Source organism: Azospirillum melinis, assembly GCF_013340935.1.
GTDB lineage: Bacteria > Pseudomonadota > Alphaproteobacteria > Azospirillales > Azospirillaceae > Azospirillum > Azospirillum melinis.
Window position 1 is genome coordinate 15,617 of sequence record NZ_WHOS01000036.1, and the last position, 24,160, is coordinate 39,776.

At 69.4% G+C, this 24,160-nt stretch carries 26 protein-coding genes; 13 read left to right on the forward strand and 13 right to left on the reverse strand.

All coding sequences use genetic code 11. The features are described from left to right. Positions 1 to 14: 14 nt before the first annotated feature. From GBZ48_RS36415 to GBZ48_RS23290, 6 genes are read right to left on the reverse strand one after another with little or no spacing between them, the layout of a single operon-like run. The gene (locus GBZ48_RS36415; protein WP_246307406.1) at positions 15 to 1,754 is read right to left on the reverse strand and encodes a methyl-accepting chemotaxis protein; all 1,740 of its coding nucleotides are present in this window, start codon (positions 1,752 to 1,754) and stop codon (positions 15 to 17) included. Further along, complete coding sequence (locus GBZ48_RS23270) at positions 1,751 to 2,272, reverse strand: DoxX family protein (RefSeq protein WP_246307407.1); 522 nt, start codon at positions 2,270 to 2,272, stop codon at positions 1,751 to 1,753. The genes GBZ48_RS36415 and GBZ48_RS23270 overlap by 4 nt, the downstream gene beginning before the upstream one ends. Beyond that, on the reverse strand, positions 2,269 to 3,090 hold the full coding sequence (locus tag GBZ48_RS23275) for an HvfC/BufC family peptide modification chaperone (protein ID WP_174473182.1): 822 nt from the start codon (positions 3,088 to 3,090) through the stop codon (positions 2,269 to 2,271). The genes GBZ48_RS23270 and GBZ48_RS23275 overlap by 4 nt, the downstream gene beginning before the upstream one ends. Continuing rightward, positions 3,080 to 3,985 (reverse strand): MNIO family bufferin maturase, encoded by a 906-nt coding sequence (gene bufB, locus GBZ48_RS23280; protein ID WP_174473183.1) that lies wholly within the window; start codon positions 3,983 to 3,985, stop codon positions 3,080 to 3,082. The genes GBZ48_RS23275 and bufB overlap by 11 nt, the downstream gene beginning before the upstream one ends. Positions 3,986 to 3,989: 4 nt before the next feature. Beyond that, on the reverse strand, positions 3,990 to 4,316 hold the full coding sequence (locus GBZ48_RS23285) for a BufA1 family periplasmic bufferin-type metallophore (protein ID WP_174473184.1): 327 nt from the start codon (positions 4,314 to 4,316) through the stop codon (positions 3,990 to 3,992). 53 nt (positions 4,317 to 4,369) lie between these two features. Beyond that, positions 4,370 to 5,032: a peroxiredoxin-like family protein gene (locus GBZ48_RS23290; protein ID WP_246307408.1), complete on the reverse strand. Its 663-nt coding sequence runs from the start codon at positions 5,030 to 5,032 to the stop codon at positions 4,370 to 4,372. 150 nt (positions 5,033 to 5,182) lie between these two features. Here GBZ48_RS23290 and GBZ48_RS23295 point away from each other — a divergent pair, with 150 nt between their 5' ends. Continuing rightward, on the forward strand, positions 5,183 to 6,121 hold the full coding sequence (locus GBZ48_RS23295) for a LysR family transcriptional regulator (protein ID WP_174473186.1): 939 nt from the start codon (positions 5,183 to 5,185) through the stop codon (positions 6,119 to 6,121). A gap of 54 nt (positions 6,122 to 6,175) precedes the next feature. Here GBZ48_RS23295 and GBZ48_RS23300 read toward each other — a convergent pair whose 3' ends face one another. From GBZ48_RS23300 to GBZ48_RS23310, 3 genes are all read right to left on the reverse strand, one after another. Continuing rightward, positions 6,176 to 6,982, reverse strand: coding sequence for an SDR family NAD(P)-dependent oxidoreductase (locus GBZ48_RS23300; protein WP_174473187.1), 807 nt, complete (start codon positions 6,980 to 6,982; stop codon positions 6,176 to 6,178). A 73-nt stretch (positions 6,983 to 7,055) separates the two neighbouring features. Beyond that, complete coding sequence (locus tag GBZ48_RS23305; RefSeq protein ID WP_174473188.1) at positions 7,056 to 7,616, reverse strand: carboxymuconolactone decarboxylase family protein; 561 nt, start codon at positions 7,614 to 7,616, stop codon at positions 7,056 to 7,058. A 92-nt stretch (positions 7,617 to 7,708) separates the two neighbouring features. After that, a complete protein-coding gene (locus tag GBZ48_RS23310; RefSeq protein ID WP_174473189.1) occupies positions 7,709 to 8,656 on the reverse strand; it encodes a LysR family transcriptional regulator in 948 nt (315 codons plus the stop codon). A gap of 220 nt (positions 8,657 to 8,876) precedes the next feature. Here GBZ48_RS23310 and GBZ48_RS23315 point away from each other — a divergent pair, with 220 nt between their 5' ends. Continuing rightward, positions 8,877 to 9,554: a peroxiredoxin-like family protein gene (locus tag GBZ48_RS23315; protein ID WP_174473190.1), complete on the forward strand. Its 678-nt coding sequence runs from the start codon at positions 8,877 to 8,879 to the stop codon at positions 9,552 to 9,554. Between the two features lie 73 nt (positions 9,555 to 9,627). Here the strand turns inward: GBZ48_RS23315 and GBZ48_RS23320 are convergent, their stop codons facing one another. From GBZ48_RS23320 to GBZ48_RS23330, 3 genes are all read right to left on the reverse strand, one after another. Continuing rightward, a complete protein-coding gene (locus GBZ48_RS23320; protein ID WP_209798282.1) occupies positions 9,628 to 10,248 on the reverse strand; it encodes an NrsF family protein in 621 nt (206 codons plus the stop codon). An 11-nt stretch (positions 10,249 to 10,259) separates the two neighbouring features. Next, a complete protein-coding gene (locus GBZ48_RS23325) occupies positions 10,260 to 10,817 on the reverse strand; it encodes a sigma-70 family RNA polymerase sigma factor (RefSeq protein ID WP_174473192.1) in 558 nt (185 codons plus the stop codon). 286 nt (positions 10,818 to 11,103) lie between these two features. After that, positions 11,104 to 11,577 (reverse strand): PRC-barrel domain-containing protein, encoded by a 474-nt coding sequence (locus GBZ48_RS23330; protein WP_174473193.1) that lies wholly within the window; start codon positions 11,575 to 11,577, stop codon positions 11,104 to 11,106. Between the two features lie 148 nt (positions 11,578 to 11,725). Here GBZ48_RS23330 and GBZ48_RS23335 point away from each other — a divergent pair, with 148 nt between their 5' ends. From GBZ48_RS23335 to GBZ48_RS23365, 7 genes are all read left to right on the forward strand, one after another. Further along, on the forward strand, positions 11,726 to 12,361 hold the full coding sequence (locus tag GBZ48_RS23335; protein WP_281362472.1) for a cytochrome b/b6 domain-containing protein: 636 nt from the start codon (positions 11,726 to 11,728) through the stop codon (positions 12,359 to 12,361). Positions 12,362 to 12,373: 12 nt separating this feature from the next. Beyond that, on the forward strand, positions 12,374 to 13,165 hold the full coding sequence (locus GBZ48_RS23340; RefSeq protein WP_174473195.1) for a molybdopterin-dependent oxidoreductase: 792 nt from the start codon (positions 12,374 to 12,376) through the stop codon (positions 13,163 to 13,165). A 22-nt stretch (positions 13,166 to 13,187) separates the two neighbouring features. Further along, on the forward strand, positions 13,188 to 15,200 hold the full coding sequence (locus tag GBZ48_RS23345) for a hypothetical protein (RefSeq protein ID WP_174473196.1): 2,013 nt from the start codon (positions 13,188 to 13,190) through the stop codon (positions 15,198 to 15,200). 123 nt (positions 15,201 to 15,323) lie between these two features. Continuing rightward, positions 15,324 to 16,508 (forward strand): trans-sulfuration enzyme family protein, encoded by a 1,185-nt coding sequence (locus GBZ48_RS23350; RefSeq protein WP_246307410.1) that lies wholly within the window; start codon positions 15,324 to 15,326, stop codon positions 16,506 to 16,508. Continuing rightward, a complete protein-coding gene (locus tag GBZ48_RS23355) occupies positions 16,505 to 17,221 on the forward strand; it encodes a TIGR04282 family arsenosugar biosynthesis glycosyltransferase (RefSeq protein ID WP_174473197.1) in 717 nt (238 codons plus the stop codon). The genes GBZ48_RS23350 and GBZ48_RS23355 overlap by 4 nt, the downstream gene beginning before the upstream one ends. After that, positions 17,218 to 17,967 carry a glycosyltransferase family 2 protein gene (locus GBZ48_RS23360; RefSeq protein ID WP_174473198.1) on the forward strand — a complete coding sequence of 250 codons (750 nt, stop codon included), beginning with the start codon at positions 17,218 to 17,220 and terminating at the stop codon, positions 17,965 to 17,967. The genes GBZ48_RS23355 and GBZ48_RS23360 overlap by 4 nt, the downstream gene beginning before the upstream one ends. A gap of 6 nt (positions 17,968 to 17,973) precedes the next feature. After that, on the forward strand, positions 17,974 to 19,041 hold the full coding sequence (locus GBZ48_RS23365; RefSeq protein WP_174473199.1) for an NAD-dependent epimerase/dehydratase family protein: 1,068 nt from the start codon (positions 17,974 to 17,976) through the stop codon (positions 19,039 to 19,041). Positions 19,042 to 19,192: 151 nt separating this feature from the next. Here the strand turns inward: GBZ48_RS23365 and GBZ48_RS23370 are convergent, their stop codons facing one another. After that, on the reverse strand, positions 19,193 to 20,185 hold the full coding sequence (locus GBZ48_RS23370; protein ID WP_174473200.1) for a GlxA family transcriptional regulator: 993 nt from the start codon (positions 20,183 to 20,185) through the stop codon (positions 19,193 to 19,195). 119 nt (positions 20,186 to 20,304) lie between these two features. Between GBZ48_RS23370 and GBZ48_RS23375 the strand changes: the two genes are divergently transcribed. Genes GBZ48_RS23375 through GBZ48_RS23390 form a run of 4 tightly spaced genes read left to right on the forward strand, consistent with a single transcriptional unit; the run spans position 20,305 to position 24,121 of the window. Next, positions 20,305 to 21,348, forward strand: coding sequence for an ABC transporter substrate-binding protein (locus GBZ48_RS23375; RefSeq protein ID WP_174473201.1), 1,044 nt, complete (start codon positions 20,305 to 20,307; stop codon positions 21,346 to 21,348). Positions 21,349 to 21,360: 12 nt separating this feature from the next. Next, the gene (locus GBZ48_RS23380; RefSeq protein WP_174473202.1) at positions 21,361 to 22,455 is read left to right on the forward strand and encodes an ABC transporter ATP-binding protein; all 1,095 of its coding nucleotides are present in this window, start codon (positions 21,361 to 21,363) and stop codon (positions 22,453 to 22,455) included. Beyond that, a complete protein-coding gene (locus GBZ48_RS23385) occupies positions 22,452 to 23,336 on the forward strand; it encodes an ABC transporter permease (protein WP_174473203.1) in 885 nt (294 codons plus the stop codon). The genes GBZ48_RS23380 and GBZ48_RS23385 overlap by 4 nt, the downstream gene beginning before the upstream one ends. After that, positions 23,333 to 24,121 carry an ABC transporter permease gene (locus GBZ48_RS23390; RefSeq protein ID WP_174473204.1) on the forward strand — a complete coding sequence of 263 codons (789 nt, stop codon included), beginning with the start codon at positions 23,333 to 23,335 and terminating at the stop codon, positions 24,119 to 24,121. Before GBZ48_RS23385 ends, GBZ48_RS23390 begins: the two co-directional genes overlap by 4 nt. Positions 24,122 to 24,160: the final 39 nt, after the last annotated feature.

Below are 24,160 nucleotides of genomic sequence, written 5' to 3' on the forward strand. Positions count from 1 at the left end.
CCGCCCTCTGGAAATCACGCGCGCAACGCCTGGGAGAAGCTGTGCGCCGCCCCTTCCAGCCGCTTGGTCTCGCTGCCGAGCGATTGTGCGGAGGAGAACATGCTTTCCGCAACCATTCCGGCCTGTTCGGCTGCCTGTGCAACCTCGGAAATCGCGGCGCTGACCGCGCCGGCCGCACCGGCAGTCTCCTGGATGTTGCGGGCGATCTCGCGCGTCGCCTCGTCCTGCTGGGTGACGGCGTCGGCGATCTCCTGCGCCATGCGGCAGACCTGCCCCAGGCTGCCGCCGATGCCCTGGATGGCGTCGACCGCGCCATCGGTGGCGCTGCGGATCGTCGCGATCTGCTGGGTGATGTCCTCGGTCGCCCGGGCGGTCTGGTTGGCAAGATTCTTCACCTCCTGCGCCACCACGGCGAAGCCCTTGCCGGCCTCCCCCGCCCGTGCCGCCTCGATGGTGGCGTTCAGCGCCAGAAGGTTGGTCTGGCTGGCGATGGCGTTGATCAGCCCGACCACCTCGCCGATGCGCTGCACCGCCTCGGCGAGGCTGGCGACGGTGGCGGAGGAGCGGTCGGCCTGTTCGACCGCCGCCGTGGTCATGGCGACCGAGCCCTGCACCCGCTGGCCGATCCCGGCGATGGAGGCCGACAGCTCCTCGGTGGCGGTGGCGACCGCCTGGACGGTTCCGGCGGTGCGGGCGGCTGCGGCCGAGACCTCCTGCGTGCTGCCGATGGTCCGGCTGGAGGAGGAGGCCAGATCCTGCCCGGTGCGGTGAAGCGTGCCGGCCCGCCCGGCCAGCGCGGCGGCCAGCGAGCCGATCTCCGCCTCGAAGGAACGGAGGTTGCGTTCCAGCGCCTCCTGGCGCCGGCGGGCCTCTTCGGCTTCGGCGCGTTCGCGGTCCCCGGCGGCGCGCAGCCGGACCAGCCCGTCGCGGAACACCTCGACGGTGCCGGCCATGGCGCCGATCTCGTCGCGGCGGCCGACCAGCGGCACGGCACCGTCCAGATCGCCGCCAGCCAGACGCTGCATAGAGGCGGCAAGCCGCGCCAGCGGACGGACGATGCGGTGATGGGTGAACCACAGGAACAGGCCGGCGATGGCGACCAGCAGCACCAGCGCCACACTGCCGCCGGTCAGCACCGTGCCGGTCAGGCCGGCGATGCCCTGGCGGTTGGCCTCGCCGAGAGCGGCGCGCGCCCGCGTCAGCTCGCCGTTCAGCGTCCGCATCGCCGCCACCGCCGGCGCAGTGTCGAGTGCCGCGGTGCGGGCCAGCCGGTCGAGCGGCGTGTGCGCCGCCACCGCGGCCTCCGCCTCCGTGAGTTTGCTGTCCATTTGCGCCATCGCCGCGGCGATGCTGTCGAGGGCCTTTTCCTCCGCCACGCTCAGCTCGCCGGCATAGCGGTAGACCTCCAGATTGGCGGCAGCGGATTTCAGGCTCTGCCGGACGTCGGCGGCACGGGCGGGATCGCCGCTCAGCAGATAGTCGCCGAAACGGTGGATCACCCCGCCGAAGCCCAGCGCGCCGCGCAGGTCGGACAGGGCGTCGGCCTTGGCCGCGGCGCCCAGGTCGTAGGCGTTCCAGCGCTCGTCGACCTGCCGGATGCCCTGCACGGTGACGAGGCTGACCGCCAGCACCAGCGCCAGCACGGCGACCAGCCCGGACGACAGCAGCCAGCCGAGCCGGGCGATCCGCCGGTGGGCGGAGAGCGGAAACCTGTTCTGGTGGCTGTTCTGGTGGCTGCTCTCGACGGCGGTCATTGACGGTCTCCCATCCGGCGGCGGCTGAGGTGAAGGAGCCAGTGGTCGACCGACAGCCGTCCGCCGCCGCGAACGATCAGGCCGGCGAGCAGCAGCATCCAGAAATAATGCTGCGGGTTGCTGAAGGCCGGGTTTGCCGCACCCAGCACGAATTGGATCGTCAGCGCCATCGCCAGCAGCGGCAGCGCCGCCAGCCGCGTCGCCAGCCCCAGCACCAGCAGGACCGGCATGGTCAGCTCGGTGGCGGCGGCCAGCAGGGCGGCGATATCCGGCGGCAGCAGCGGCACCCGGTATTCCTCCTGGAACAGGAAGAGGGTGGCCGGCCAATCGCCGACCTTCTGCAGGCCGGAGCGGAAGAAGATCGGCGCCATCGTCAGCCGGACGGCAAGGTCGAACAGGGGGGCCGCATACCGGTCGAGCCATCCGGCGGCATGGTCGCGGAGGTCCGGCAGCCGGGCGAGCCGGGCGGGGTGCTGCCCCCAGGAAGACGTCCGGGGACTTGCGGGCGATGACGTCATGGGTCGTTCCCTTCGCGTCCGGTGAGGGAGGGGCGCCGGTCCAGCGCGAAGCCGGCCAGCAGCCGGTTCTGCAACAGCAGCGCCAGCAGGGATTGGAGGTCGGCGCCGGCGGCCGCCTCGTCCGCGGCGGCCTCGTCCAGGGTGGCGCCGGCCAGCAACCCGGCGGCGAGCGCGCCGTCGGCCGCGGTCAGCCGGGTGCAGCGCACCTCGCCTTCGCCGCAACCGTCTCCGTCGCCGGGGACGCGGCCGATCAGAACCGCTTCCGGCAGGGGCGCCGGTGTCGCGTCGGCATCCTTCCACAGCGCATGGAGGTTCCAGCCCGATTGCACCAGCCGCAGCGACGGGTGCGGCGCCAGCCGCAGGGAGCCCGCCTGGTCCGGCGGGATGGCGGCGAGCCGGGCGAGGTCGAGCGGTTCGGCGTCGGCGGCGAACAGCGCCTCGTGCATCGCCCAGTCGAGCCGGGCGAGGTCGGGCGCCCAAGCCGGGAGTTCGGCGGCCGGTTCCAGGTCGGCAAGCCAATCGGCGAAGCCGGCGCCGTAGCTCCACAGCATTGGCAGGCGGGGCGGGGCCTCCGCCGCGAAGCGGCAGGCGAGCATGGTGAAGGGCTGCTCGCCCAATTGTTTGGATAGCGCCCGGCGCAGGGTGGGGTGAGCGTGACCGAGAATAGCGGCCAGCGACCCCATCACCGTGTTGCGGTAGACCGCCAGCCGCCCGGCCGGCAAATCCGGGCGCAAGGCCGCGGCGACCGCCGGATCGCCGCGCAGCAGATAGGCGGCGAAGTCGCGCTGAAAACCAGCAAGTTTCGCGTCAGCCGGCACGATGGACCTCCGCGATCCTGGCCGGCATTTCGACAGGCCGCATCCGGGCATCGAGCAGCCGCTGCGCCCTTCCCGCCTCGGCCAGAAGCCCGTCGAGCGGCGGCAGGTCGTTGTCCCATTCGACCAGCACCGGCCGTGGGCCGATGCGGTCCAGCACCTCGGCACAGAGCGCCATCACAGGCTCGCCGACCGTGCTGCCATGGTCGTCGATCAGCAGCTCCTCGCCGCCGACCGTCACGCGGGCATGACCGGCCAGATGCAGTTCACCGACCGCCTCGGCCGGGATGGCGTCGAGCCACGCCGACGGATCGAAGCCGAGATTGACCGAGGAGACGTAGAGGTTGTTGACGTCGAGCAGCAGGCCGCAGCCGGTGCGGGCGGCCAGTTCCGCCAGGAATTCGGCTTCGGGAATGGCGCTGTCGGCGAAGGCGAGGCAGGCCGCCGGATTCTCGACCAGGATGCGCCGGCCGAAAGCGTCCTGGGCGTGGTCGATGTTGCGGCGGACCCGGTCCAGGCTGTCCTCGGTGTAGGGCAGCGGCAGCAGGTCGTTGAGGTAGGTGGCGTCGGTGACGCTCCAGGACAGATGTTCGGAGATCAGCCCCGGTTCCAGCCGGTCATAGAGGCCGCGCAACCGCATCAGATGGTCGGGGTCGAGACCGCCGGCACTGCCCAGCGACAGGCCGACGCCGTGGCAGCTTACGACCGTGTCGCGGCGGACCCGTAAAATGCCGGCCAGACGCGGGCCGCCGGGAACCAGATAGTTTTCCGGATGGATCTCGACCCAGGGAATGGGACAGCCGGCCGCGACGAACGCCTCCCGATGCGGCTCGCGCAGGCCGATGCCGGCGGCGACCGGCACCGGCCGAGGGAGCGTGGAGGGCGCCGCCGCGGCCATCGCCTCAGCCCTTCTTCTTGGTGTTGGCGCCGTCGAACGGCTTCAGCGATCCCATTTCCTCGGCACAGGTGCCGGCCTTCACCAGTTTCCAGTCGCCGCCGTCGAAGGTCAGGTTGCTGTTGCCGGCGCAGGAATGCAGGCCCTTGGCATGGGCGCAGCCATTCTCGCCCGGCTTGGAGATGCCATAGCATTTCTCCATGTTGGACTGCGCGGCGGCCGGGCCGGCCATCAGGGCCAGGGCACCGGTAAGCGCACCGGCCAGGGCGCCGGCGATCGGAAGCAGGGCCAACGTCGTCGTGGGGGTCTTCGCGGGGGTCTTGGTGGCGGTCATGGTCGTGTTCCTCCGTTGCGGAATGACTGTGGTTTTGGAAAGGTGGGCGCCGGTCAGGACGCCGGGACGCGGTCGTGCAGCAGATCGACGAGCGCCTGCGGCTCCGGGCGTTGGGTGAAGTCGGCGTCGATGGCGGCGAAGCGCACGACGCCGCTTGGCGACAGCAGGTAGGTCGCCGGGATCGGCAGCTGCCAGGGCTCTCCGGGCGGACGGCCCTGGCGGGCGTTGAGGTCGAGGCCGCGGTCGCGGTAGAGATCGCGCAGTTCGTCCGGCACACGGAAGACGAGGCCGTAGCTGCGGGCCACCATCGCCCCCTGGTCGGACAGGATGTCGAAATCCAGCGCGTTGCGCTCCGCCAGCGTCAGGCTGTGGTCGGGCAATTCGGGCGACACCGCCACCAGCCGGGCGCCCCCGGCGGTCAAGTGCGGCAGCGCCAGCTGCATGGCCCTGAGCTGGGCGCAACAATAGGGACACCACTCGCCGCGATAGAACAGCAGGATGACCGGCCCCCGCTCCAGCGTCTCGTAGAGGGAGACCGTCCGGCCCAGATGGTTCGGCAAGGCGAAGTCGGGAGCCTGAAGGCCGGGGCGCAACGCCCCCAGCTCGACCCCGCGCGCCTTCAGATCGGCGACCACCCGGTCCATCATCGCAAGCACCCCCGGCAGGGTCTTCCCGGTCTGCGCCCGGATGCTGCGGAGTTGGCGTTGAAGACGCATCGGGCATTTCCCTGTCGGCGTGTCCGTTGCCCCGATCCTGTCAAAAGCCGGATTTGCGAAACATAGGGGGACACGCACAATATCTTTGCGCAGAATGCAAGAATGCGCCTGGGGACGGGATGTGGCAGGGCGCGGGGCGCGGAGGACGGCATGGACCGGCTGGACGATCTGACGGTGCTGGTAGAGGTGGTGGACAGCGGCAGCCTGTCTGCGGCGGCGGAGCGGCTGGGTCTCTCGGCGTCGGCGATCAGCCGGCGCATCGCCCAGATGGAGAACCGGCTGGGCACCCGCCTGCTGGCGCGCACGACGCGGCGGATCGCGCTGACCGACGCCGGCGCCACCTTCTGCCTGCGGGCCCGCGCCATCCTGGCGGCGTTGGACGAAGCGGAACAGTCGCTGACCGAGATGGGCGAGGAGCCGCGCGGCACCCTGCGCATCACCATGCCGGTGCTGTTCGGGCAGATGCGGGTGGCGCCGCTGCTGGCATCGTATCTGCACCGTCACCCCGGCGTGTCGCTGGAGGTCAGCCTGAACGACCGCGTGCAACGGCTGGTCGAGGAGGGGTTCGATCTGGCGATCCGCGCCGGACGGCTGGCCGACTCCAGCCTGATCGCCCGCCGGCTGCGGCCGTTGCGCCGCCATGTGGTGGCCAGTCCGGACTATCTGGAGCGGCGTGGCGTACCGCGGTCGCCGGCCGATCTCGTCCGTCATGAGTGCCTGACGCTGCTGTCGGGTTCCGGCCGGACGGAATGGGAGTTCATGGCCGGCGACCGGCGCGAGATCCTGCGGCCGTCCGGCAGTTTCCAGGCCGACAGCCTGTGGCTGCTGCGCCATGCCGCGGTGGGCGGGCTGGGGCTGGCGCGGCTGGCCGATTTCATCGTCGAGCAGGACATCCGCGCCGGCCGCCTCGTCCCGCTCCTGTCCGAACTGGAGGTGACGGACGAGGCCATCCATGTCGTCTACCCGGCGACCCGCCACGTCTCGCCGAAGGTGCGCAGCTTCATCGAGCATCTGCTCACCGGATTGAACAAACCGGAATCAGCCGACCTGCCGGGATCAGCCGACCTGATAGACACCTCCGGCGCTTGAGACTGCAACAGGCCGGGGAGCAGCTTGCGCCCCCCCCCCGCTGCCGGTCCTCGCTTACAAGGCGGCATGCCCCTTCACCGCCACCTCAAGGCGGGCCTTGAGGTCGAGGAAGCGCGCATCGATGGCCAGCGGGTCATCCCGGTTGAGCGCGATCATCGCCGCCCGTGCTTCGCCGCCGCGGATCACCTCCAGCGCCTCCGCTTCGATCCCTGCCACGATGGCCGCGGCCACGGCTTCCGCGCTCTCGCGGCTGAAGCCCAGCTCCGGGCCGGCAGTGTTCGACGCCATCATCGGGGTGTCCGTGGCCCCGGGATAAACGGTCAGCACATGGACGCCCTCGCCTTTCAGTTCACGGCGCAAGGCCTCGCCGAATCGTGCCAGACCGGCCTTGGCGCCGGCATAAGTGGCGTAGAATGGCGCGCCGACTAGCCCCAGGCCCGACGAAACATTCACGACCATCCCCTCGCCGCTGGTGCGCAGCGCTGGAAGAGCGGCCCGCGTCAGCAGGATCGGCGCGGTCAGATCGACGGCGATCATCGCGAGGATGTCCTCCTCCGCGACATGCTCCAGCCGCCCGGCACGGACGCCGCCGGCGTTGTTGACCAGGATGTCGAGCCCGCCCAATGCGCCGAGCGCCTGGTCGAGCGTCTGCCGACGCCCCTCGGTGGTCGCGACATCGGCCACGATGCCGCTCACCGAATTTCCAGCCTTCCGCAAGGCATCGACCGCGGCAGCCAACCGGTCGGGGCGCCGGCCGGTGATGGCAAGGGCCACCCCCTTCTCGCCGAGCGCCTGGGCAACAGCAAAGCCGATGCCGCTGGAGCCGCCGGTGATCAGCGCGCGTTTCCCAGAGAGAATCATGTCAGCTCCGTATGGATCGATTGTGGCAATGGGACCTGCCGGCTGGGGACAGGAACAGCGCTGTGCCCCCGTGTCAGGCGACGGCGGGCTTGCTCCACTCGTTGCCCTTCATGAAGGCGTCGAGCGGCGTGTGGGTGATGTGGTTGGTGTAGTTGCTCATCACCTTGGTGGCGACGCCGAGCACCACCTCCAGCACGTTGCGGCGGGTGAAGCCGGCCGCCAGGAAGGCATCGACGTCCGCGTCGGCGACCCAGCCGCGATTGCGCACCACCAGCGTGGCGAAGCGGTGCAGTGCCTCCAGCCGGGCGTCGGGCAGTTCGCTGCCGGCGCGCAGCGCGGCGATCACGTCCTCGCCCATCTTCTGCATCCGGGCGAGCGTGGTGTGGCCAGCCATGCAGTAGTGGCACTCGTTCTCGAAATTGGCGGTCAGATAGACGACCTGCTGCTCATGCGTGGTGAGCGTGGTCTTGGAGAACAGGTCCCACAGCGCCGTGTAGCCGGCCAGCAGTTCCGGCGATTCCGCCATATAGGACTGCAGGTTCGGCACGAAGCCGAAAGCGGCCTTCACGCCCTCGAAAATCGGCTTTGCGGCATCGGGGGCGGTGTCGAGGGTGTGGCTGGTGAATTGGGTCATGGAGGAGGGTCCTTGTTCCGTCGGCTGCGTTCGACGGGACGGACCCTGACCCATTCCAAGAGCGGCGCGTAGGCGGGCTGCGCGACTAATGCCTATGCCTCCTGGGAATGATCCTGCTGGGACTGGCGTCCACCCAAGTCCGCATCCTCAACCGGCGCGCCATCTCCATTCACGATCCCCGCGACGAACTCCGCAAAGGCGCGCGCCTTGGTGCTGGCCAGCCGCCCGGTGGGAAACACCGCCCACAAATCGATCGGCGGCAGCGTCCAGTCTTCCAGCACGCGCCGCACCGACCCGTCCGCAAGCTCGGGACCGAACATCCAGTCGGACGCGACCGCCAGCCCCAGATCGGCCAGAACCGCCGCCCGGATCCCTTCCGCCGCGCTGACCCGCAGCCGGCCGCGCACCACGACCGACGCTTCGGTCCCGCCCTGCCGGAATGCCCAGCCGTTGCTGAGCTGGCTATAGACCACCGCATCGTGATCGGCGAGATCGGCCGGGGTCCGCGGCACGCCCGCGCGGGCAAGATAGGCGGGCGTCGCCACGACCGAACGGCCACCGCTGGCAATCCGCCGCGCCACCGCCGTCGAATCCGACAGCGTACCCATGCGCAGGGCGACGTCGATCCCCTCGGACACCAGATCGATCACCCGGTCGTCCAGGATCACCTCCATGTCCAGGTCCGGATGGCGGCTCAGAAACTCGGGGAGGCGCGGCACGATCAGCAGCCGGGCGAAGGTGGTCGCGGCGCAGATGCGCAGCCGGCCCGACAGTCCGGCACCGGCGCCCCGCGCCTCCAGTTCCGCTTCGTCGGCCTCCCGGATGGCGAGCCGGGCGCGCTCATAAAAACGCAGTCCCGCTTCGGTGGGCGTCAGGCCGTGGGTCGACCGCAGCAGCAGGCGCACCTGCAACCGCTCCTCCAACTGCGCAATCGTCTTGGAGATGGCCGGCTGCCCCACCCCCAACTGCCGGGCGGCACCCGAGAAGGAGCCGGTCTCCACCACGCGCACGAAGCTGGCCATCGCCTGCAATCGGTCCATCGTTATTCCTGACAGGAATTGCCGTTATCGCTCCAGCCGGTCTGCCGCCCGGAGGTTGGAATGGCGATAACTCTCCCATCGGCGGCGACGCTGCAAGGGAGAAGCGAAGGACTGGGGAGCCGTCAACGAGATCGTGCCCGCCGGCCAATTGCCCGCCCGCTCCGCCGCCGCAAACGGCTGATCCGCATTCCCTCCACTCCATACGGCAAAGGACTTCCCCATGTCGCTCCAGGACAGGCTCGACGCCTTCAAGGCCGATTTCCAGGCGGGCAAGCCGCCCTACAATGTCCCCCGCACGGTGATCGAGACGATGCACCGCGCCACCGCCGAACTGATCGCCTCGGACGCCGCCGGCCGTGCGCTCAAGGCCGGGGACAAGGCCCCCGCCTTCACGTTGAACGACCCCGACGGCAAGGCGGTGTCGTCCGCCGCCCTGCTGGCGGAGGGGCCGCTGGTGGTCAGCTTCTACCGCGGCGTCTGGTGCCCCTACTGCAACATGGAACTCCAGGCATTGCAGGCGGCGCTGCCGACCTTCCGGTCCCTCGGAGCGAACCTGCTCGCCATTTCGCCGCAGACGGCCCCGAACAGCCGCAAGTCGGTGCGCCAGAACGCGCTCGGCTTCCCGATCCTGTCGGATCCGCACAACGACGTCGCTGCTGCGTTCGGCCTGCGCTTTGCGCTGCCCGATTATCTGGTCGAACTTTACAAGGGGCTGAAGAACGACCTGCCGGCATTCAACGGCGACCCAAGCTGGACGCTGCCGATGCCGGCCCGCTTCGTCATCGGGCAGGATGGCACGATCCTCTACGCCGAGGTCAACCCGGACTACACCCGCCGCCCCGAACCCGAGGACATGCTGCCGGCCCTGCGCGGCGTCAGCCGGACGGCGGCCGCGTGATCTCCGGCGATCACAACGGCGTCCTTCAAGCGACGAATCAAGCCGTGTGCCTGCGCAGAACCGCCATTGCGCTTCACCATCTCAGGAACCGACGTCCGGCGAGACAGCCCGCAACACCCATGAGGAGGATAGCGGCGGAATACCAAGCCGCCACGAAAAGCGGGCTGTCGTCGGGGCAGTGCATCGCGTAGAAGGTGGCCGCGATGCCGCCCGCTGCCAGACCGGCGAACCCGCCCGCCAGCGCCGGGCGCTCCGGAGCGCCCCGCCGCATCACGGCGATCAGGAGGGCAAGCGGCCCAATGGCCATCAGTGGGATCAGGATCAGGCAGAAGCCGGCGTTGGCGCCGACGAGGCGCGACTGCCAAAGGTTCGCCGGGACCTGATAAAGCTCCAGCGCGACCGCAGCCGCCAGGAGGACCGGAACGGCGCCAAGCACCAGCCGCCAGCCGCCGGCCGCCATTCCCGGCCGGCTCAGGCGCAGGGCGACGCCCAGGGCGCCCAGGGCCAGCGGCACCGTCGCGACGAACTTGAACAGGAAACGTGCGCTCTCCGCCGCCCGTCCGATGTCCGGCCGGATCCCGATCACGGCAAGGAAGACACCGCCGGCAACGAGAATGCCCAACAGGGTCGCCGTCATGAAGGCCGTACCGAAGCCGAAACGCGGCGGCGGGTCGAGCGCCAGCCGGTCGATCAAATCCTCTGTCCTCATGTCGACTGGATCCGGCACAGCTGCGCCAGGGATTTCAACGCCCGGTGCAGCGCGACGCGCACCGCGCCCTCGGTCATCTTGAAGCGGTCGGCCGTTTCGCGGATGCTGTCGCCGTCGATCGAGATCGAGCGGACGATGTCCTGCTGGCGCCGCTTCAGGGTCGCCAGATGGCTGTCGATGTCCAGCTGCGCCAAGCCCCCGGCCTGCTCCTCGGCCGCTAACGTGTCCATGACGTCCTCAATCGGCACATTCGTCCGCCGGCCCCTCCGGCGCAGCGCATCGATGATCTTATTGCGCACGATCGCCCCGATCCAGGGACCGATCGGCCGTGACGAATCCCAGCTCCCACGCTTGAGATGGATCGCCAGCAGAACCTCCTGCACGATGTCCTCGGTCTCGCTGTCCGGTGCCCCCAGCGTCCGGCAGCGTGACCGCGCCATCGCCCGCAGATGCGGAGTGATGCAAAGCAGGAACCGGCGGTAGGCAGCGGAATCGCCGGCGAGCGCCATGCGCATCAGGTCCGCCCATTCCTGCTCCAATCCCTGGTCCCACATGCTCGTCCCCCGGTCCGGATGCGATGACGGTCAGGCCGAGGCTTCATTCTATTGCACCCGATCCGAATCGCGAAATCACCGTCGGTCACAAAGGCGTGATCGGCAAGAAGCCGGCCTGCGTGGCCGTCCGGCGTCCATGGGTTTCGCCCGCGCAGGCTTTGTAACGAACCCGTGCTTCGCGGCGTAAGGACCTGAAGGGGGATACTCCCCACCCCAGGGAACGCGGAGATCGGGAATGCCGACCGGAAACATCCATGGCGCAGGGCGCAACGGGGAACGCCTGTCCTCAACGGCGGGAGATGGCGATGCGGATGATGTCGTCATCGGCGATCACGGCGCCGTCCGCCTCCTTCCAACTGGGAAGCGAGGGAAAATCCTTCCTGGGGATGTCCAGGACATTCAGGTGCCGCGCGAGGATCGCCACCGTCTCGATGGGGATGCCGACCAGACGCCCGCCATGGCCGAACCAATCGTCGCATCGCGACACCAGCACGATCCTGCCGTTCTGCATCCGAACCACCTCCGTCACATGGCCAAGGGTACGATCGTCCTCGTCGAGCAGCGGAAGTCCGCGCAGATCGCCGACCCGGACTTTCTGCGGGAAGCGCCGCTTCATCCGCTCCTCCGGCGTCGAGCTGTCCGCCTCGGGCAGCGTCTGGGTGTGGGCTCCTCCTTCCGCTCGCCTGGGCTTGGCATCGTCGGCATGGGCCGGGCTTCGGATCAGGCCCAGAGTCATCGCAGCGAGAAAAAAGACAGTCATGGCGGATCGCATGATGATGCCTCATGGATAACTGAAATCTTTAAACAAAGAAATAGCCCAACCACCGATATGCGTCAATATTCGCGTATAAAATAAAATAGTTTAGACGCAAAGATGGAGAATACCGAAAATGAAACCTTTAAAATTTATGCATCCTCTTACGGTCAGGCTGATGCATTGGACGAACGCGGCGGCGATGATCATCATGATCATGAGCGGGTGGAAGATCTACAACGACGAGGTTCTGTTCGGCTTTCTGCATTTCCCCGAGGAGATCGTGCTGGGCATATGGGCGCAGCACGCCCTGCAATGGCACTTCCTGGGCATGTGGATCCTGGTGCTGAACGGGATCGCCTATCTGACCTACGGCATCCTGTCCGGCCGGTTCCGCCGGCTGTTCTTCCCCATATCTCCGCGTGAACTGGTCCGCGAGGCCGTGGCCGCCCTACGATTCCGGCTCGAGCACGCCGACCTCACGCACTACAACGCCGTCCAGAAGAGTCTCTATGTCGGCGTGATCCTCGTGGTGGTGCTTCAGGTCGTTTCCGGCCTCGCCATCTGGAAGCCGGTGCAATTCTCTTTCCTCGTGTCGCTCTTCTACGACTTCCAGGGCGCGCGTCTGGCCCATTTCGCCGGAATGACGGCCATCGTGCTGTTCGTCCTGATCCATGTCTCGCTGGCGATTTTGGTGCCGCGGACCCTTCTCGGCATGCTGACCGGCGGGCCGCGCCTCGATGCCGGCCGGGAGACTCCGGTAACGCCTTCCCAAGCCTCGAACCCGTGACGGATGCCGACCATGCCTCTGCGCCGCCCGTTCACCTCGCTCTTCCGGCCGCAACGCGGACCGGACCAGACCGTCCTCGCCGAACACCGCGACCTCATCGAGACGATCGGCCGCCGCAAGCTGCTGCGCGGCACCCTCAGCCTCGGCGCCCTGACGATGCTGACCGGCTGCAACGTCTCCGACCGCGATGCCGTCCAAACCGTTCTCCGGGCGGTGTCCGGCTTCAACGACGGGGTCCAGGCCCTGCTGTTCGACCCGAACAAGCTGGCACCGACCTATGCGGCGTCCCAGGTCGTAAAGCCGCCGCGCTTCAACGCCTATTACGAGATCGAGGACCTGAAGCCGGTCGACATCGGCGGCTGGAAGCTGGAGCTGAGCGGCCTGATCGCCGACAAGCGGCCCTGGAGCCTGGAGCGGATCTACGCCCTGCCGGAACAGGAAGAAATCATCAAGCACATCTGCGTCGAGGGCTGGGATTACATCGGCCAGTGGTCGGGCCCCAACCTCCGGGATTTCCTCACAAGAGTGGGGGCGGACCTGAGCGCCAAATACGTCGTCTTCCACGGGAACGACGATTACATGGAGAGCATCGACATGCCCTCGGCTCTGCACCCCCAGACCATCCTGGCCACCAAATACGCGGGCGAGCCGATCACCGATCCCTTCGGCTTTCCTCTGCGCCTGCGCACGGCGGTGAAGCTCGGCTTCAAGAACCCGAAATGGATCCGTGCCATCGAGGTCACCAACAGCTACTCGCCCGGTTTCTGGGAGAAGCAGGGCTTCAACTGGTTCAGCGGGCTTTGACATGCCGGAAGCTCGATAAACCGTGCCTTCGCTGTCCCTCGCCGCCCTCTGCGCCGCGACCGGCCTTGTCCTGTGGATGGCCAGCGGCTACGCGCTCGCGCGGTCGCTGGCGTTCGACCGTGCCATCGCCTTGACGCTGGCGCCTGTCCTGGGCTGGGCGGTGCAGAACGCCCTGGCGCTGCTGCTCTCGCTCGTCGGCGGATTCTCGCCGGTTGCGACCGTCGGCGCCATGGCCCTGGTCTGTGCGGCCGGGCTCCTGAGGGTCCGTCGAGACGGGAGCGAGGATCGCATCCCGCCCCTCACCCTGTGGGTCTGTCTCGCCACCGCCGTCATGGCTGCCGGACCGGCGCTTGCTGTGCTGCCGAAATTCACCGGCGACGGTATCGCCGTGGCGCCGGCACTCTTCGATCACGCGAAGATCGCGCTGATCGACCAGATCGTCCGGGAGGGCGTTCCGCCGGTCAACCCCGTCTATGGCGGGGCGGAGGCGCCGGCCGGGGTCGCCTACTACTATCTCTGGCAGTTCGGCGCCGCACAGCTTGCCCAACTCACCGGTGCGACCGGCTGGGAGGCCGACGCGGCGGCAAGCTGGCTGACGGCCTTCTCGACCCTGCTGCTGATGGCGGGGCTCGCCCGTCACTTCAGCGGCAGCAGCCTCGCCCCCTTCCTCGCGATTGGCCTCAGCGGCCTGGGTTCCCTGCGGCCGGTCCTGGTCGCAATGGTCGGCGAGGAGACGCTCGAACACTGGCTCCAGCCTGCCACCGGGCTCGCCGGATGGCTGTTCCAGACGAGTTGGAGCCCGCACCATGTCCAGGCCGCCGGCTGCGTCGTGGTGGCGGTGATGACCATGGTCCGGCTCGCCCGGCGGCCCGGAGCGCTCACGACCGTCACCCTGGCGCTTCTGGCGGCGGCGGCCTACCAGAGTTCGATCTGGGTCGGCGGAGTGGTCTTCGTCCTGGCGGCGGCCGGATGCGCCCTTTTCCTGGCACGCTCCCGCCCGGCTCGCTCCCACCCGGCCGGCGGGGTGGGGACCTTCCTCCTGCTCGGCAGCGTCGCGGCGGTCGTCGCCGTCGCCATCGCCTCCCCGCTGCTGGTCGAGCAGTATCGCAGCGCCGTCGCCCGGGGTGGCGGCCGTCTCATCGCCATCGATCCCTTCGAAGTGCTGGGGCCCGCCCTGCCGCAACCACTCGGCCGGGTACTCGACGTGCCGGCCTACTGGCTGGTGCTGCTGGTCGTCGAGTTTCCGCTCGTCTATCTCGCGGGGGCCATCGCTCTCGCGCGGATGGCGGCACGGCCGGATGCTCGGCCGGACGGGCCGCCGGATGGGCTGCTCGTCCGCGCCCTCGCCATCCTGACGGCGGCCAGCCTCGGCGCGGGCTGGCTGCTCGTCAGCACAGCCGGTGTGAACAACGATCTCGGCTGGCGCGCCGTGCTGCCCGGCCTGATGGTGCTGACGGCCGCCGCCGGGGCCGGGCTGGCCCGCTGCGTGGAGCGGCGTGCGGCGCTTCCCCTGGTCCTGGCGATGGCCGCCGCGACGGCGACGCTGCCCGACGGGCTGCGCCTCGCCGCGGAGAATCTGGCGGGCAGGCCCTCCTCCTCGGCCGCCGCGTTCGCACGGTCGCCGGCCCTGTGGCAGGCGGTCCGGCGCCATGCGCCGCCCGACGCACGGGTCGCCAGCAACCCCGCCCTGTTCGCCGACATGACGCCCTGGCCGGTGAACCTGTCCTGGGCGCTGTTTGCCGACCGCCGCTCCTGCTTCGCCGGGAACGAACTGGCCATCGCCTTCGCCGCCCTGCAGTCCGAGCGTCGGGCGGCCATCGCCGAGCAGTTCGGGCGGGTTTTCGCCGGTGACGGGACGCCGGACGACATCCGGGCGCTCGCGTGGATCCATCGCTGCGACGTGGTGGTGGTCACGGTCTTCGACGGCGCCTGGAGCCGTGACCCCTTCGCCGCAAGCCCCCTCTACCGCCTCGCCGAAGCCGAACCCGGCCTGTGGCGGATCTACAGTGCCGGACCCCGGATGGCAGGCGACTGAACCCGGCCCAAAAAAATCCGACCGGGCCTGTAACGACGGGCCACCGGCCACCGTATCCCTCCCATGAGCCCCCGTTCCACTCACCATCGGCGACCACCGGAGCAACATCCTGAGGCCCCAACCTTGACGCCACGCACACCGATGCCCCGCACGCTGACGGCGCGGGCCCTGGGCGCCGGCCGGTCTCTGGCCGCCTCGCTGACGCCGCCCATCGACGTGAGCGCCACCTACATGCGCGACGCGGACAACGGCTACAGCTCCGGCCATGTCTACGGGCGCAAGGACAACGCGTCGGTCCAGCAGGCGGAGCGTCAGATCGCCGACCTGGAACATGCCCGCGAGGCGCTGCTCTTCGGCTCGGGCATGGCGGCCGCCACCACCCTGTTCCTGGCGGCATCGCCCACCCACATCGTCGCTCCGCGGCACATGTATTGGGGGCTGCATGTCTGGCTCGCCGAGGCCCATCGCTACGGGCACGAGGTGACCTTCGCCGACATGGCCGACCTCGACGCCATCGGCCGCGCCATCCGGCCGGGCCGCACCGGCATTGTCTGGATCGAAACGCCGAGCAACCCGCTCTGGACCGTCACCGACATCGCCGCCGTCGCCGAACTTGCGCACCGCGCGGGTGCATTGGTCTGCGTCGATTCCACGGCGGTGACGCCGGTGTTGACCCGGCCGCTCGACTGCGGCGCCGACATCGTGATGCATTCCGCGACCAAATACCTCAACGGTCACTCCGATGTGGTTGCCGGTGCCCTCGCGGCCTCGGCCCCCTCGGGTTTGTGGGACCGGATCGCGGCCATCCGCGACCAGCACGGCACGACACCCGGTCCGTTCGACGCCTGGCTCTTGATGCGTGGCCTGCGGACGCTCGATCTGCGGGTGCGCGAGCAGAGCCGCAGCGCCGCAACCCTGGCCGGCCGGCTGGCCGGCCATCCGGCGCTGTCCGCCGTGCTCTATCCCGGCCTTGCCGACCATCCCGGCCACGCCATCGCCGCCCGCCAGATGTCCGGCGGCTTCGGTGGCATGCTGTCCATCCGCGTCAGGGGCGGGGCGGCGGCGGCGGTGAAGGTGGCGGCCAACGTCCATCTCTGGCGGCGTGCGACCTCCTTCGGCGGCATCGAAAGCCTCATCGAGCACCGGTCCTCGATCGAGGGCCAGGGATCGCCCTGCCCCGACGATCTGCTGCGCCTGTCGGTCGGGCTCGAAGACCCGGACGACCTGTTCGGCGACCTCGAGCAGGCGCTCGCCCCCGGTCCACCGATCAGCAGCCCTCCCTCAGTCCGGTGGAGACCCGACCCATGACGACCGTAGCGGTGGCCATCATCTGCAAGACGCCCAGCCCCGGCAAGTCCAAGACCCGGCTGTCACCGCCTTTGCCGCCGGAGGAGTGTGCCGAAATCTCCGGCTGCTTCATCGCCGATCTGGCCGCGACCATCGCCGGCCTGTCGGAGGAGGGCGACGCACCCGGCTATGCGGTCTATACCCCAGTGGGCTCCGAAGAGGAGCTGCGGCAGCTGCTTCCCGACGGATTCGGGCTGGTCCCCCAGGGCGAGGGGGATCTCGGCCGGCGGCTGGACCAGGGCATCGCCGACCTTCTGGCGCAGGGCCATGCCGGTGCCATCCTCGTCAACTCCGACAGCCCGACCCTGCCGCGCCACATCCTCCGCGCCGCGGTCCAGGCGCTCAAGTCCGGCGACAACGCCGTCATCAGCCCGGCACTCGACGGCGGCTACACACTCATCGGCCTGTCGCGGCCCCATCCCGGACTGTTCGCGGACATCCCCTGGAGCACCGACACGGTCTACAGTCTGACGCTTGAACGGGCGCGCAAGATCGGCGTTCCGGTGATACCGCTCGATCCCTGGTACGACGTGGACGATGCCCGGTCCTACGCCATGCTGGAGGATGAACTCGACGGCCGGCCACCGCCTTTCTCCACCCCGGGTCAGCCGGTGCCGGAGGCGCCACGCACCCGCGCGTTCGTGCGACGCCGCCAGACGGCGATGGCGTCATGAGCAGCGCGCAGCCGCTTGAAACGGTGGCCGTCGTCATCCCCTGCCTCGACGAGGAGGACTCCATCGCCGACGTGGTGCGGGAGGTGATGGCCGAGGGCGTCGGCGAGGTCATCGTCGTCGACAACGGGTCCACCGACCGGACCGCCGAGCGGGCCGCCGCCGCGGGCGCCCGTGTCGTGGCCCAGCCGGTGCGCGGCTACGGCCGCGCCTGCGCCGCCGGGCTGGCCGCCGTCCGGCCCGGAACGGAGATCGTCTGCTTCCTCGACGGCGACGGCAGCGACGTGCCCGCCTTCATCCCGCAGGTCGTCCGGCCGGTCGCCGATGGCGAGGCGGACTTCGTCATGGGCTCGCGCCTGCGCGGGCGGCGCGAGCGCGGCTCGATGACGCCGCAGCAGATCGTGGCGGGGCGGATCGCCGGGACGCTGCTGCGGCTGACCTACCGGGTCCGTTTCACCGACATGTCGCCCTTGCGTGCGATGCGGGTCGACCGCCTGCGCGCGCTGGGCATGACCGAGGAAACCTATGGCTGGAACCTGGAGATGCAGATGCGGGCGGCGGGCGGCCTGCGTTGCCGGGAAATCCCGGTCGATCACCGGTGCCGGCGCGGCGGCCGGTCGAAGGTGTCCGGCGACCTCGCCGCCAGCCTGTCCGCCGCCTGGAAGATCGCGACCACATTCCTCCGCCTTGCATACCGGCGGCCCGCCGACCCCGCAGGCCGGTCGGCGCAGACCATCGTTCGGAGGTAAAGGAGCATGCGCGTTCTCCTCACCGGCGGGGCCGGCTTCATCGGCGGGCATGTGCTGGCCGAGCTTCTGCGCCGGGGCCACGAGGTGCGCGTCCTGGACTCGCTGCGTTCCGACGTGCACCCCACCCCACCGGCCTGGACGGCGCCGGCCGGCGTCGAGGCACTGATCGGCGACGTGCGGGACGCCGCGATTCTCGGCCGGGCCGTCGCCGGCGTCGACGCCGTCATCCATCTCGCCGCCAAGGTCGGGCTGGGCGTCGCCATCGGCGACATGCCCGACTACGCCTCTTCCAACGAGGTCGGCACGGCCGAGCTTCTGGTGGCGATGGCCCGTGCCGGCGTCCCCCGTCTGACGCTCGCCAGTTCGATGGTGGTCTATGGCGAGGGCTTCGGCCAGTGTGCCGAGCATGGACGGGTCCGGCCGGCGCCGCGGCAGGAAAGCGCGCTGGCGCAACGGCGGTTCGAGCCGCCCTGCCCGCTCTGCGGCCGGCCGCTCGAAAGCCTGCTCGTCGCCGAGGACACGCCCTTCGACCCGCGCAACGCCTATGCCACCAGCAAGGCGGCGCAGGAGTTCTACGCCGCCAACTGGGCGCGGTCGACCGGCGGTACGGTCGCGATGATGCGCTATCACAACGTCTACGGGCCTGGCATGCCGCGCGACACCCCCTATGCCGGCGTCGCCTCGATCTTCACCTCCGCGCTGCGGCGCGGCACGGCTCCGCGGGTCTTCGAGGATGGCCGGCAGAGACGGGACTTCGTGCATGTCCGCGATGTCGCCTCGGCCACCGTCGTCGCCTGCGAAGGACAGACGACCGGGGTCGCGGCCTACAATGTGGGATCCGGCACGCCACGCACGGTCGGCGACATGGCCGAGGCGCTGTCCAGGGCGCTGAACGGCCCGCCGCCGGTGGTGACCGGACAGTACCGGCTGGGCGACGTGCGCCACATCACCGCCGATTCCTCGCGGCTGCGCAGCCGCTTCGATTGGCGCCCGCGCATCGAGTTCGCCGAGGGCATGGCGGAACTCGCCCATCTCGACCCTGCTTCTCCCGGCGGCATGGTGCGCCTCCCATGAGCCGCACCATCCTGCTCGGTCCTGTTGCAAAGTCTGACATTGGTCGCGGAGAACCGCGGCATCAGCACTGTCAGGCGGCGATCCCGAACAGGCCGACGATGAAGGCGGCTACGCCGACTGTTTTTGTCGACGCCGTCCTGCCCCGGGACAGTCACGAGCCCGGCGCGGGGCCGCGCGCCTTGCTCGGCATCCGGCCGAACTGGGCCTTGAAATCACGCGAGAAATGCGCGGTGTCGGCGAACCCGCAGTCGAACGCGATGTCGGTGATCGAGCGGCGTGTGTTCTCCAGCAGCCAGCGCCCGTAATCCAGCCGCAACCGGCGCTGGAAGGCCGCCGGCGACACGCCGAGCGCCGCCTGGAAGGCGCGCTCCAGCTGCCGGGCGCTCACCCCGACATAGCGGGCAATGGCCTCGACCGACGGCGGGGAATCGAGCCTCTGCTCGATGAAATGCGACGCCTGCCGGACGCGGATGTCGGCGATGCCGTCGAGGTTGGCATAGAAATGGGCCTGCGGCAGCGCGGCGGACCGGATGTCCTGCAGCATCATATGGCGGACCGCCTGCCGCGCCTTCTGACCCCCGCAATGCCGGCCGATGAGATAGAGGCCGAGATCGATGGCGGCGGTCGATCCCGCGCAGGTGATCAGGTCGCCCTCGTCGATGAACAGCTGGTCGACCGTGGCGGTGACGGTCGGGAAGCGCTCGCGGAAGGCGTCCAGGACGTTCCAATGGACGCACACCCGCCGGCTGCCGACAAGGCCCGCATGGGCGATGGCGAAGGTCCCGGTGCAGACGCCGAGCAGCCGGACACGGCCGGACACCGCCCGCCGCAGATAGTCGGTCAGCCGGGCCGGCTGGACGTCGTTCAGGTAATCGTTGCCGCCGCAGACCGCGACATAGTCGAAGGACGCCGGATCGCGCAGATCCTCGTTCGGCGTGACCAGCACGCCGCAGCTCGACCGCCGGGCCTGCCCGCCGACGCTCATCACCGTCCAGCTGGCGTCGATCTGCCGGCTGCGCCCGCCGAGATCGGCGGCCAGCCGGACCGCGTCGATCAGCCCCGAAAAGGCGGTCAGCGTGAATTGATCCAGAAGGATGAAGCCGATCCGCAGGCGGGGGACCGTGCCGGGGTGTTCACTGCTCATGTCGGAATTATTCAAGCATCCGTCCGCAATCTTCTATCGGAAAAAGCCGCCCGCTGGCTAGCATCGACCCTGTTGCAAGGGTTTCACGCCCGCAAGGGCCGACATCGAGGGAGAGCGTCATGACTTCTCTGCGTGCTGCCACCTGTTGCGCCGCTCTGATGGCCGGTGCCGCCTTCGCCCAGCCCGCTGCCGCGCAGACCTCCCTGACCGTCGCCTGGTACGGCGGCAATTGGGGCGAGGCCTTCCGGGCCTGCGTCGCGGAGCCCTTCACCAAGGCGACCGGGATCAAGGTCGTGCCTGAGATCGGGACTTCGACGGTGACGCTGGCCAAGCTCCAGCAACAGAAGGCCGCGCCGACCATCGACGTCGCCTGGATGGACGGCGGCATCAGCGAACTGGCGCAGGCCGCCGGCGTCACCGGCGCCATCGACCCGCAGGCCGTGCCGAACCTCGCGAAGGTCTCGCCCGAAGCGGTCTACAAGGCCGACGGCGCCGTCTTCGCGGTTGGAACCGGCTACTACTCGCTGGGGCTGACCTATAACACCCAGAAGGTCAAGACGCCCCCGACCTCGTGGAACGATCTCTGGAACCCGGAATTCGCGGGCGCCGTCACCATCCCGTCCCCGGCCAACTCGTCGGGCGTTCCCTTCATCCTGTTCCTCAACAAGATCTGGGGCAACCCGGCCAACGACCTGTCCAAGACCTTCGCGAAGCTGAAGACCCTCGACACCGCGCTCTATTTCGACAGCTCGGGCGCCGCCTCCAACGCCTATCAGAGCGGCGAGGCGATCATCGGCGCCCATTTCAGCGTCGGCGCCTGGGATCTGGCGGACAAGGGCCTGCCGATCGGCTTCGCCGTTCCCAAGGAAGGCGTGTGGGCGACCGACGCGCGCCTGCATCTGGTGAAGGGCACGCCCCGCGCGGCCGAAGCCGCACGTTTCATCGACACCGCCCTGACCCCGCAGGCCTCCGCCTGCCTCGCCGAGAAGCTCTATCTCGGCCCGTCCGTGCAAGGGGTCTCCGTGGCGCCGGACATCGAGCGCAAGCTGCCCTGGGGCGTCGGCGGATCGGTCAGGAACCTGCAACTCTTCAACTGGGCCGACATCAACCGCGACCGGGGCGCGATCACCGACGCCTGGAACCGCGAACTCGCGCGCCAGTAAGGGGAACGAGGCATGCCCCCGGCCCTCCTGTCCATCCGCGATCTCGGCAAGCGCTTCGGTGGATTCCACGCGCTCAAGGGCGTCTCGCTGGAGGTCGAGCATGGCGAGTTCATCGCCCTGCTCGGCCCCAGCGGCTGCGGCAAGACCACGCTCCTGCGCTGCATCGCCGGCTTCCTCACCCCCGATTCCGGCGACATCCGGATCGGCGGGGACAGCGTGACGCGGCTGCCGCCGCACCGGCGGCCCCTGAACACGGTCTTCCAGAACTACGCCCTGTTCCCGCACATGAGCGTTCTCGACAACATCGCCTACGGCCCGCGCCGGCACGGCGTTCCGCGGGGCGAGGCGGCGGAGCGCGCGGCGCAGGCGCTGCAACTGGTCGGGCTTGAGGCGCTGGGCGCGCGCTACCCGCGCGAGCTGTCCGGGGGGCAGCAGCAGCGCGTCGCCCTGGCGCGCGCGGTGGTCAACCGGCCCAAGCTGCTGCTTCTGGACGAACCGCTGAGCGCGCTCGACATGAAGCTGCGCAAACGGATGCAGATCGAGCTGAAGCATCTGCAGGAGAAGCTGGGCATCGCCTTCGTGTTCGTCACCCACGACCAGGAGGAGGCGATGAGCATGGCGGACCGGATCGTCGTGATGAATCGCGGCCTGATCGAGCAGGTCGGGTCGGGGACGGCGGTCTACGCGACGCCGGCCACGCGCTTCGTCGCCGAATTCATCGGGGAGGCGAATTTTCTGCCTGGTGCTGCGGACGGCGACGGCGGGCTGCGGCTGGCCTTCGGGACGGCGGCGGTTCCTTATTCCGGCCCCCATCCCGCCCCCGGGCCCGGCACCGGCGCCGGGGGGAGCCGCACCGGCGTGCTGCGGCCCGAGCATCTGGAGCTTCTCGACCGCGCCGACGCGCCCGGTTTCCTCACCGAGCGCGGCATCGTCGAGGACGTGATCAACACCGGCGGCCAGACCCTCGTCATGGTCCGGGTCGGCGACGCCCTGCTGGCGAGCCGCCGCCTGGGCATGCCGGGCGCCGGCCTTGGCCGGGGAACCCAGGTCGTCGTCGGCTTCCGCCCGGAGCATCTGCACGTCGTCGCCGGCGAGCCGGTGCCATGACCGCCGCCCTGACCGGCGACCCCGCGACGGTCCCCGCCGCCGCGCCGCCCACCGCGCTCCGCCGCGCCCTGCCGCTGCTGGCCGCTCCCGTCGCCTTCTTCGTCGCCTTCTTCGCCGTGCCGATGGTCGTCGTGCTGTCCTCCAGCCTCATGGCCGGCGGCGCGCCGTCCCTGGCGAACTACGCCCGCGTGCTGCTCGACCAGTATCACTGGGACGTCCTGGCGGTCACCTTCCGGATCGCCGCGCTGACCACGCTGGCCGTCACGCTGCTGGGATATCCGCTGGCCTATTATCTGGTGCGGGTGGTGTCGTCGAACGCCCTGCGGCGGGGCTGCGTCATCCTGCTGCTGCTGCCGCTGTTCACCAGCAACATCGTCCGGTCCTTCGGGTGGATGATCCTGCTCGGCCGCAACGGTCTGGTCAACGACACGCTGGTCGGGATCGGGCTCCTGGAACGGCCAATCCGCTTCCTCGGCACCGAGACGGGCATTGTGATCGGCCTCGTCTACATCCTGCTACCCTTCATCGTCCTGGCGGTCGGCAACGCGCTGGCCACGGTGGACCCGACGCTGGAGGAGGCCTCGGCCGATCTCGGCTCCAGCCCGTTCACGACCTTCTGGACCGTGACCTTCCCGCTGTGCCTTCCCGGCCTGATCGCGGGCGTGATCATGGTCTTCACCCTGGCGGCGAGCGCCTACGTGACGCCGGCGCTGCTGAGCGGCGGCAAGATCACCGTCTTCCCGATGCTGATCTTCCAGCAATACAGCACGGTGTTCGACGTCCATTACGGCGGCGCGCTCAGCATCACCCTCCTGGTCTTCACGCTGGTGCTGGTGGCGCTGGCCGGGCGGATCGGCAACGGCGGAGGCAACCGGTCATGATCGCGCGCATTCTCCTGCGGATCGTCGCCTGGGCGGTGATGGCATATCTGGTGCTGCCGCTCGTGGTCATCGTCGGCGCGTCGCTGACCGCCACCAGCTATCTGGCCTTCCCGCCGCAGGGCCTCACGCTGGACTGGTACGGGCGGATGCTGGCCGACACCTCCTACGTGGCGGCCTTCGGAACCAGCACGGCGCTGGCGCTGGCGGCCACGGCGGGGGCGGTGCTGCTCGCCCTGCCGGCGGCCCTGGCCATCGCGCGCCACGATTTTCCAGCCAAGCGGACGCTGCTGTCGCTGCTGATGTCGCCGCTGGTGCTGCCGCACGTGGTGCTGGGCGCGGCCCTGCTGCAATACTGCGCCGCCCTGGGACTGATGCGCAGCTTCGCGGCCCTGCTGGTCGGCCATGTTGTGATCGTGACGCCCTTCGTGCTGCGCTCCGTCCTGCCGCAGCTGACGCCCGAGCAGCGCGCCCTGGAGGAGGCCTCGGCCGATCTCGGCGCCCGGCCCTTCGAAACCTTCCTGCTGGTGGTCCTGCCGCAGATCCGCGGCGGACTGACGAGCGGGGCGATCTTCGCCTTCATCTCGTCCTGGATCAACGTCGAGCTCAGCATCTTCAACACCACCGCCGAGCTGACGACGATCCCGGTCAAGCTTTTCAACTACGTCCAGTACACCATCGATCCGGTCATCGCCGCGGTCTCGTCGATCACCATCGCGGTGGCCGCCGTCACCATCGTTCTTCTCGACCTGACCGTGGGGCTCCACGTGCTGTCGAAGCGGCGCTGACCCCGTCCCGGTCCTCCATCCCCCTTTCTTCCCGCCAAC

Coding starts and splice junctions, on each gene's coding strand:
- GBZ48_RS36415 (WP_246307406.1), bottom strand. CDS start 1,754: ATGACCGCCGTCGAGAGCAGCCACCAGAACAGCCACCAGAACAGGTTT.
- GBZ48_RS23270 (WP_246307407.1), bottom strand. CDS start 2,272: ATGACGTCATCGCCCGCAAGTCCCCGGACGTCTTCCTGGGGGCAGCAC.
- bufB (WP_174473183.1), bottom strand. CDS start 3,985: ATGGCCGCGGCGGCGCCCTCCACGCTCCCTCGGCCGGTGCCGGTCGCC.
- GBZ48_RS23285 (WP_174473184.1), bottom strand. CDS start 4,316: ATGACCGCCACCAAGACCCCCGCGAAGACCCCCACGACGACGTTGGCC.
- GBZ48_RS23290 (WP_246307408.1), bottom strand. CDS start 5,032: ATGCGTCTTCAACGCCAACTCCGCAGCATCCGGGCGCAGACCGGGAAG.
- GBZ48_RS23295 (WP_174473186.1), top strand. CDS start 5,183: ATGGACCGGCTGGACGATCTGACGGTGCTGGTAGAGGTGGTGGACAGC.
- GBZ48_RS23300 (WP_174473187.1), bottom strand. CDS start 6,982: ATGATTCTCTCTGGGAAACGCGCGCTGATCACCGGCGGCTCCAGCGGC.
- GBZ48_RS23305 (WP_174473188.1), bottom strand. CDS start 7,616: ATGACCCAATTCACCAGCCACACCCTCGACACCGCCCCCGATGCCGCA.
- GBZ48_RS23310 (WP_174473189.1), bottom strand. CDS start 8,656: ATGGACCGATTGCAGGCGATGGCCAGCTTCGTGCGCGTGGTGGAGACC.
- GBZ48_RS23315 (WP_174473190.1), top strand. CDS start 8,877: ATGTCGCTCCAGGACAGGCTCGACGCCTTCAAGGCCGATTTCCAGGCG.
- GBZ48_RS23325 (WP_174473192.1), bottom strand. CDS start 10,817: ATGTGGGACCAGGGATTGGAGCAGGAATGGGCGGACCTGATGCGCATG.
- GBZ48_RS23330 (WP_174473193.1), bottom strand. CDS start 11,577: ATGACTGTCTTTTTTCTCGCTGCGATGACTCTGGGCCTGATCCGAAGC.
- GBZ48_RS23335 (WP_281362472.1), top strand. CDS start 11,726: ATGCATCCTCTTACGGTCAGGCTGATGCATTGGACGAACGCGGCGGCG.
- GBZ48_RS23340 (WP_174473195.1), top strand. CDS start 12,374: ATGCCTCTGCGCCGCCCGTTCACCTCGCTCTTCCGGCCGCAACGCGGA.
- GBZ48_RS23355 (WP_174473197.1), top strand. CDS start 16,505: ATGACGACCGTAGCGGTGGCCATCATCTGCAAGACGCCCAGCCCCGGC.
- GBZ48_RS23360 (WP_174473198.1), top strand. CDS start 17,218: ATGAGCAGCGCGCAGCCGCTTGAAACGGTGGCCGTCGTCATCCCCTGC.
- GBZ48_RS23365 (WP_174473199.1), top strand. CDS start 17,974: ATGCGCGTTCTCCTCACCGGCGGGGCCGGCTTCATCGGCGGGCATGTG.
- GBZ48_RS23370 (WP_174473200.1), bottom strand. CDS start 20,185: ATGAGCAGTGAACACCCCGGCACGGTCCCCCGCCTGCGGATCGGCTTC.
- GBZ48_RS23375 (WP_174473201.1), top strand. CDS start 20,305: ATGACTTCTCTGCGTGCTGCCACCTGTTGCGCCGCTCTGATGGCCGGT.
- GBZ48_RS23380 (WP_174473202.1), top strand. CDS start 21,361: ATGCCCCCGGCCCTCCTGTCCATCCGCGATCTCGGCAAGCGCTTCGGT.
- GBZ48_RS23385 (WP_174473203.1), top strand. CDS start 22,452: ATGACCGCCGCCCTGACCGGCGACCCCGCGACGGTCCCCGCCGCCGCG.
- GBZ48_RS23390 (WP_174473204.1), top strand. CDS start 23,333: ATGATCGCGCGCATTCTCCTGCGGATCGTCGCCTGGGCGGTGATGGCA.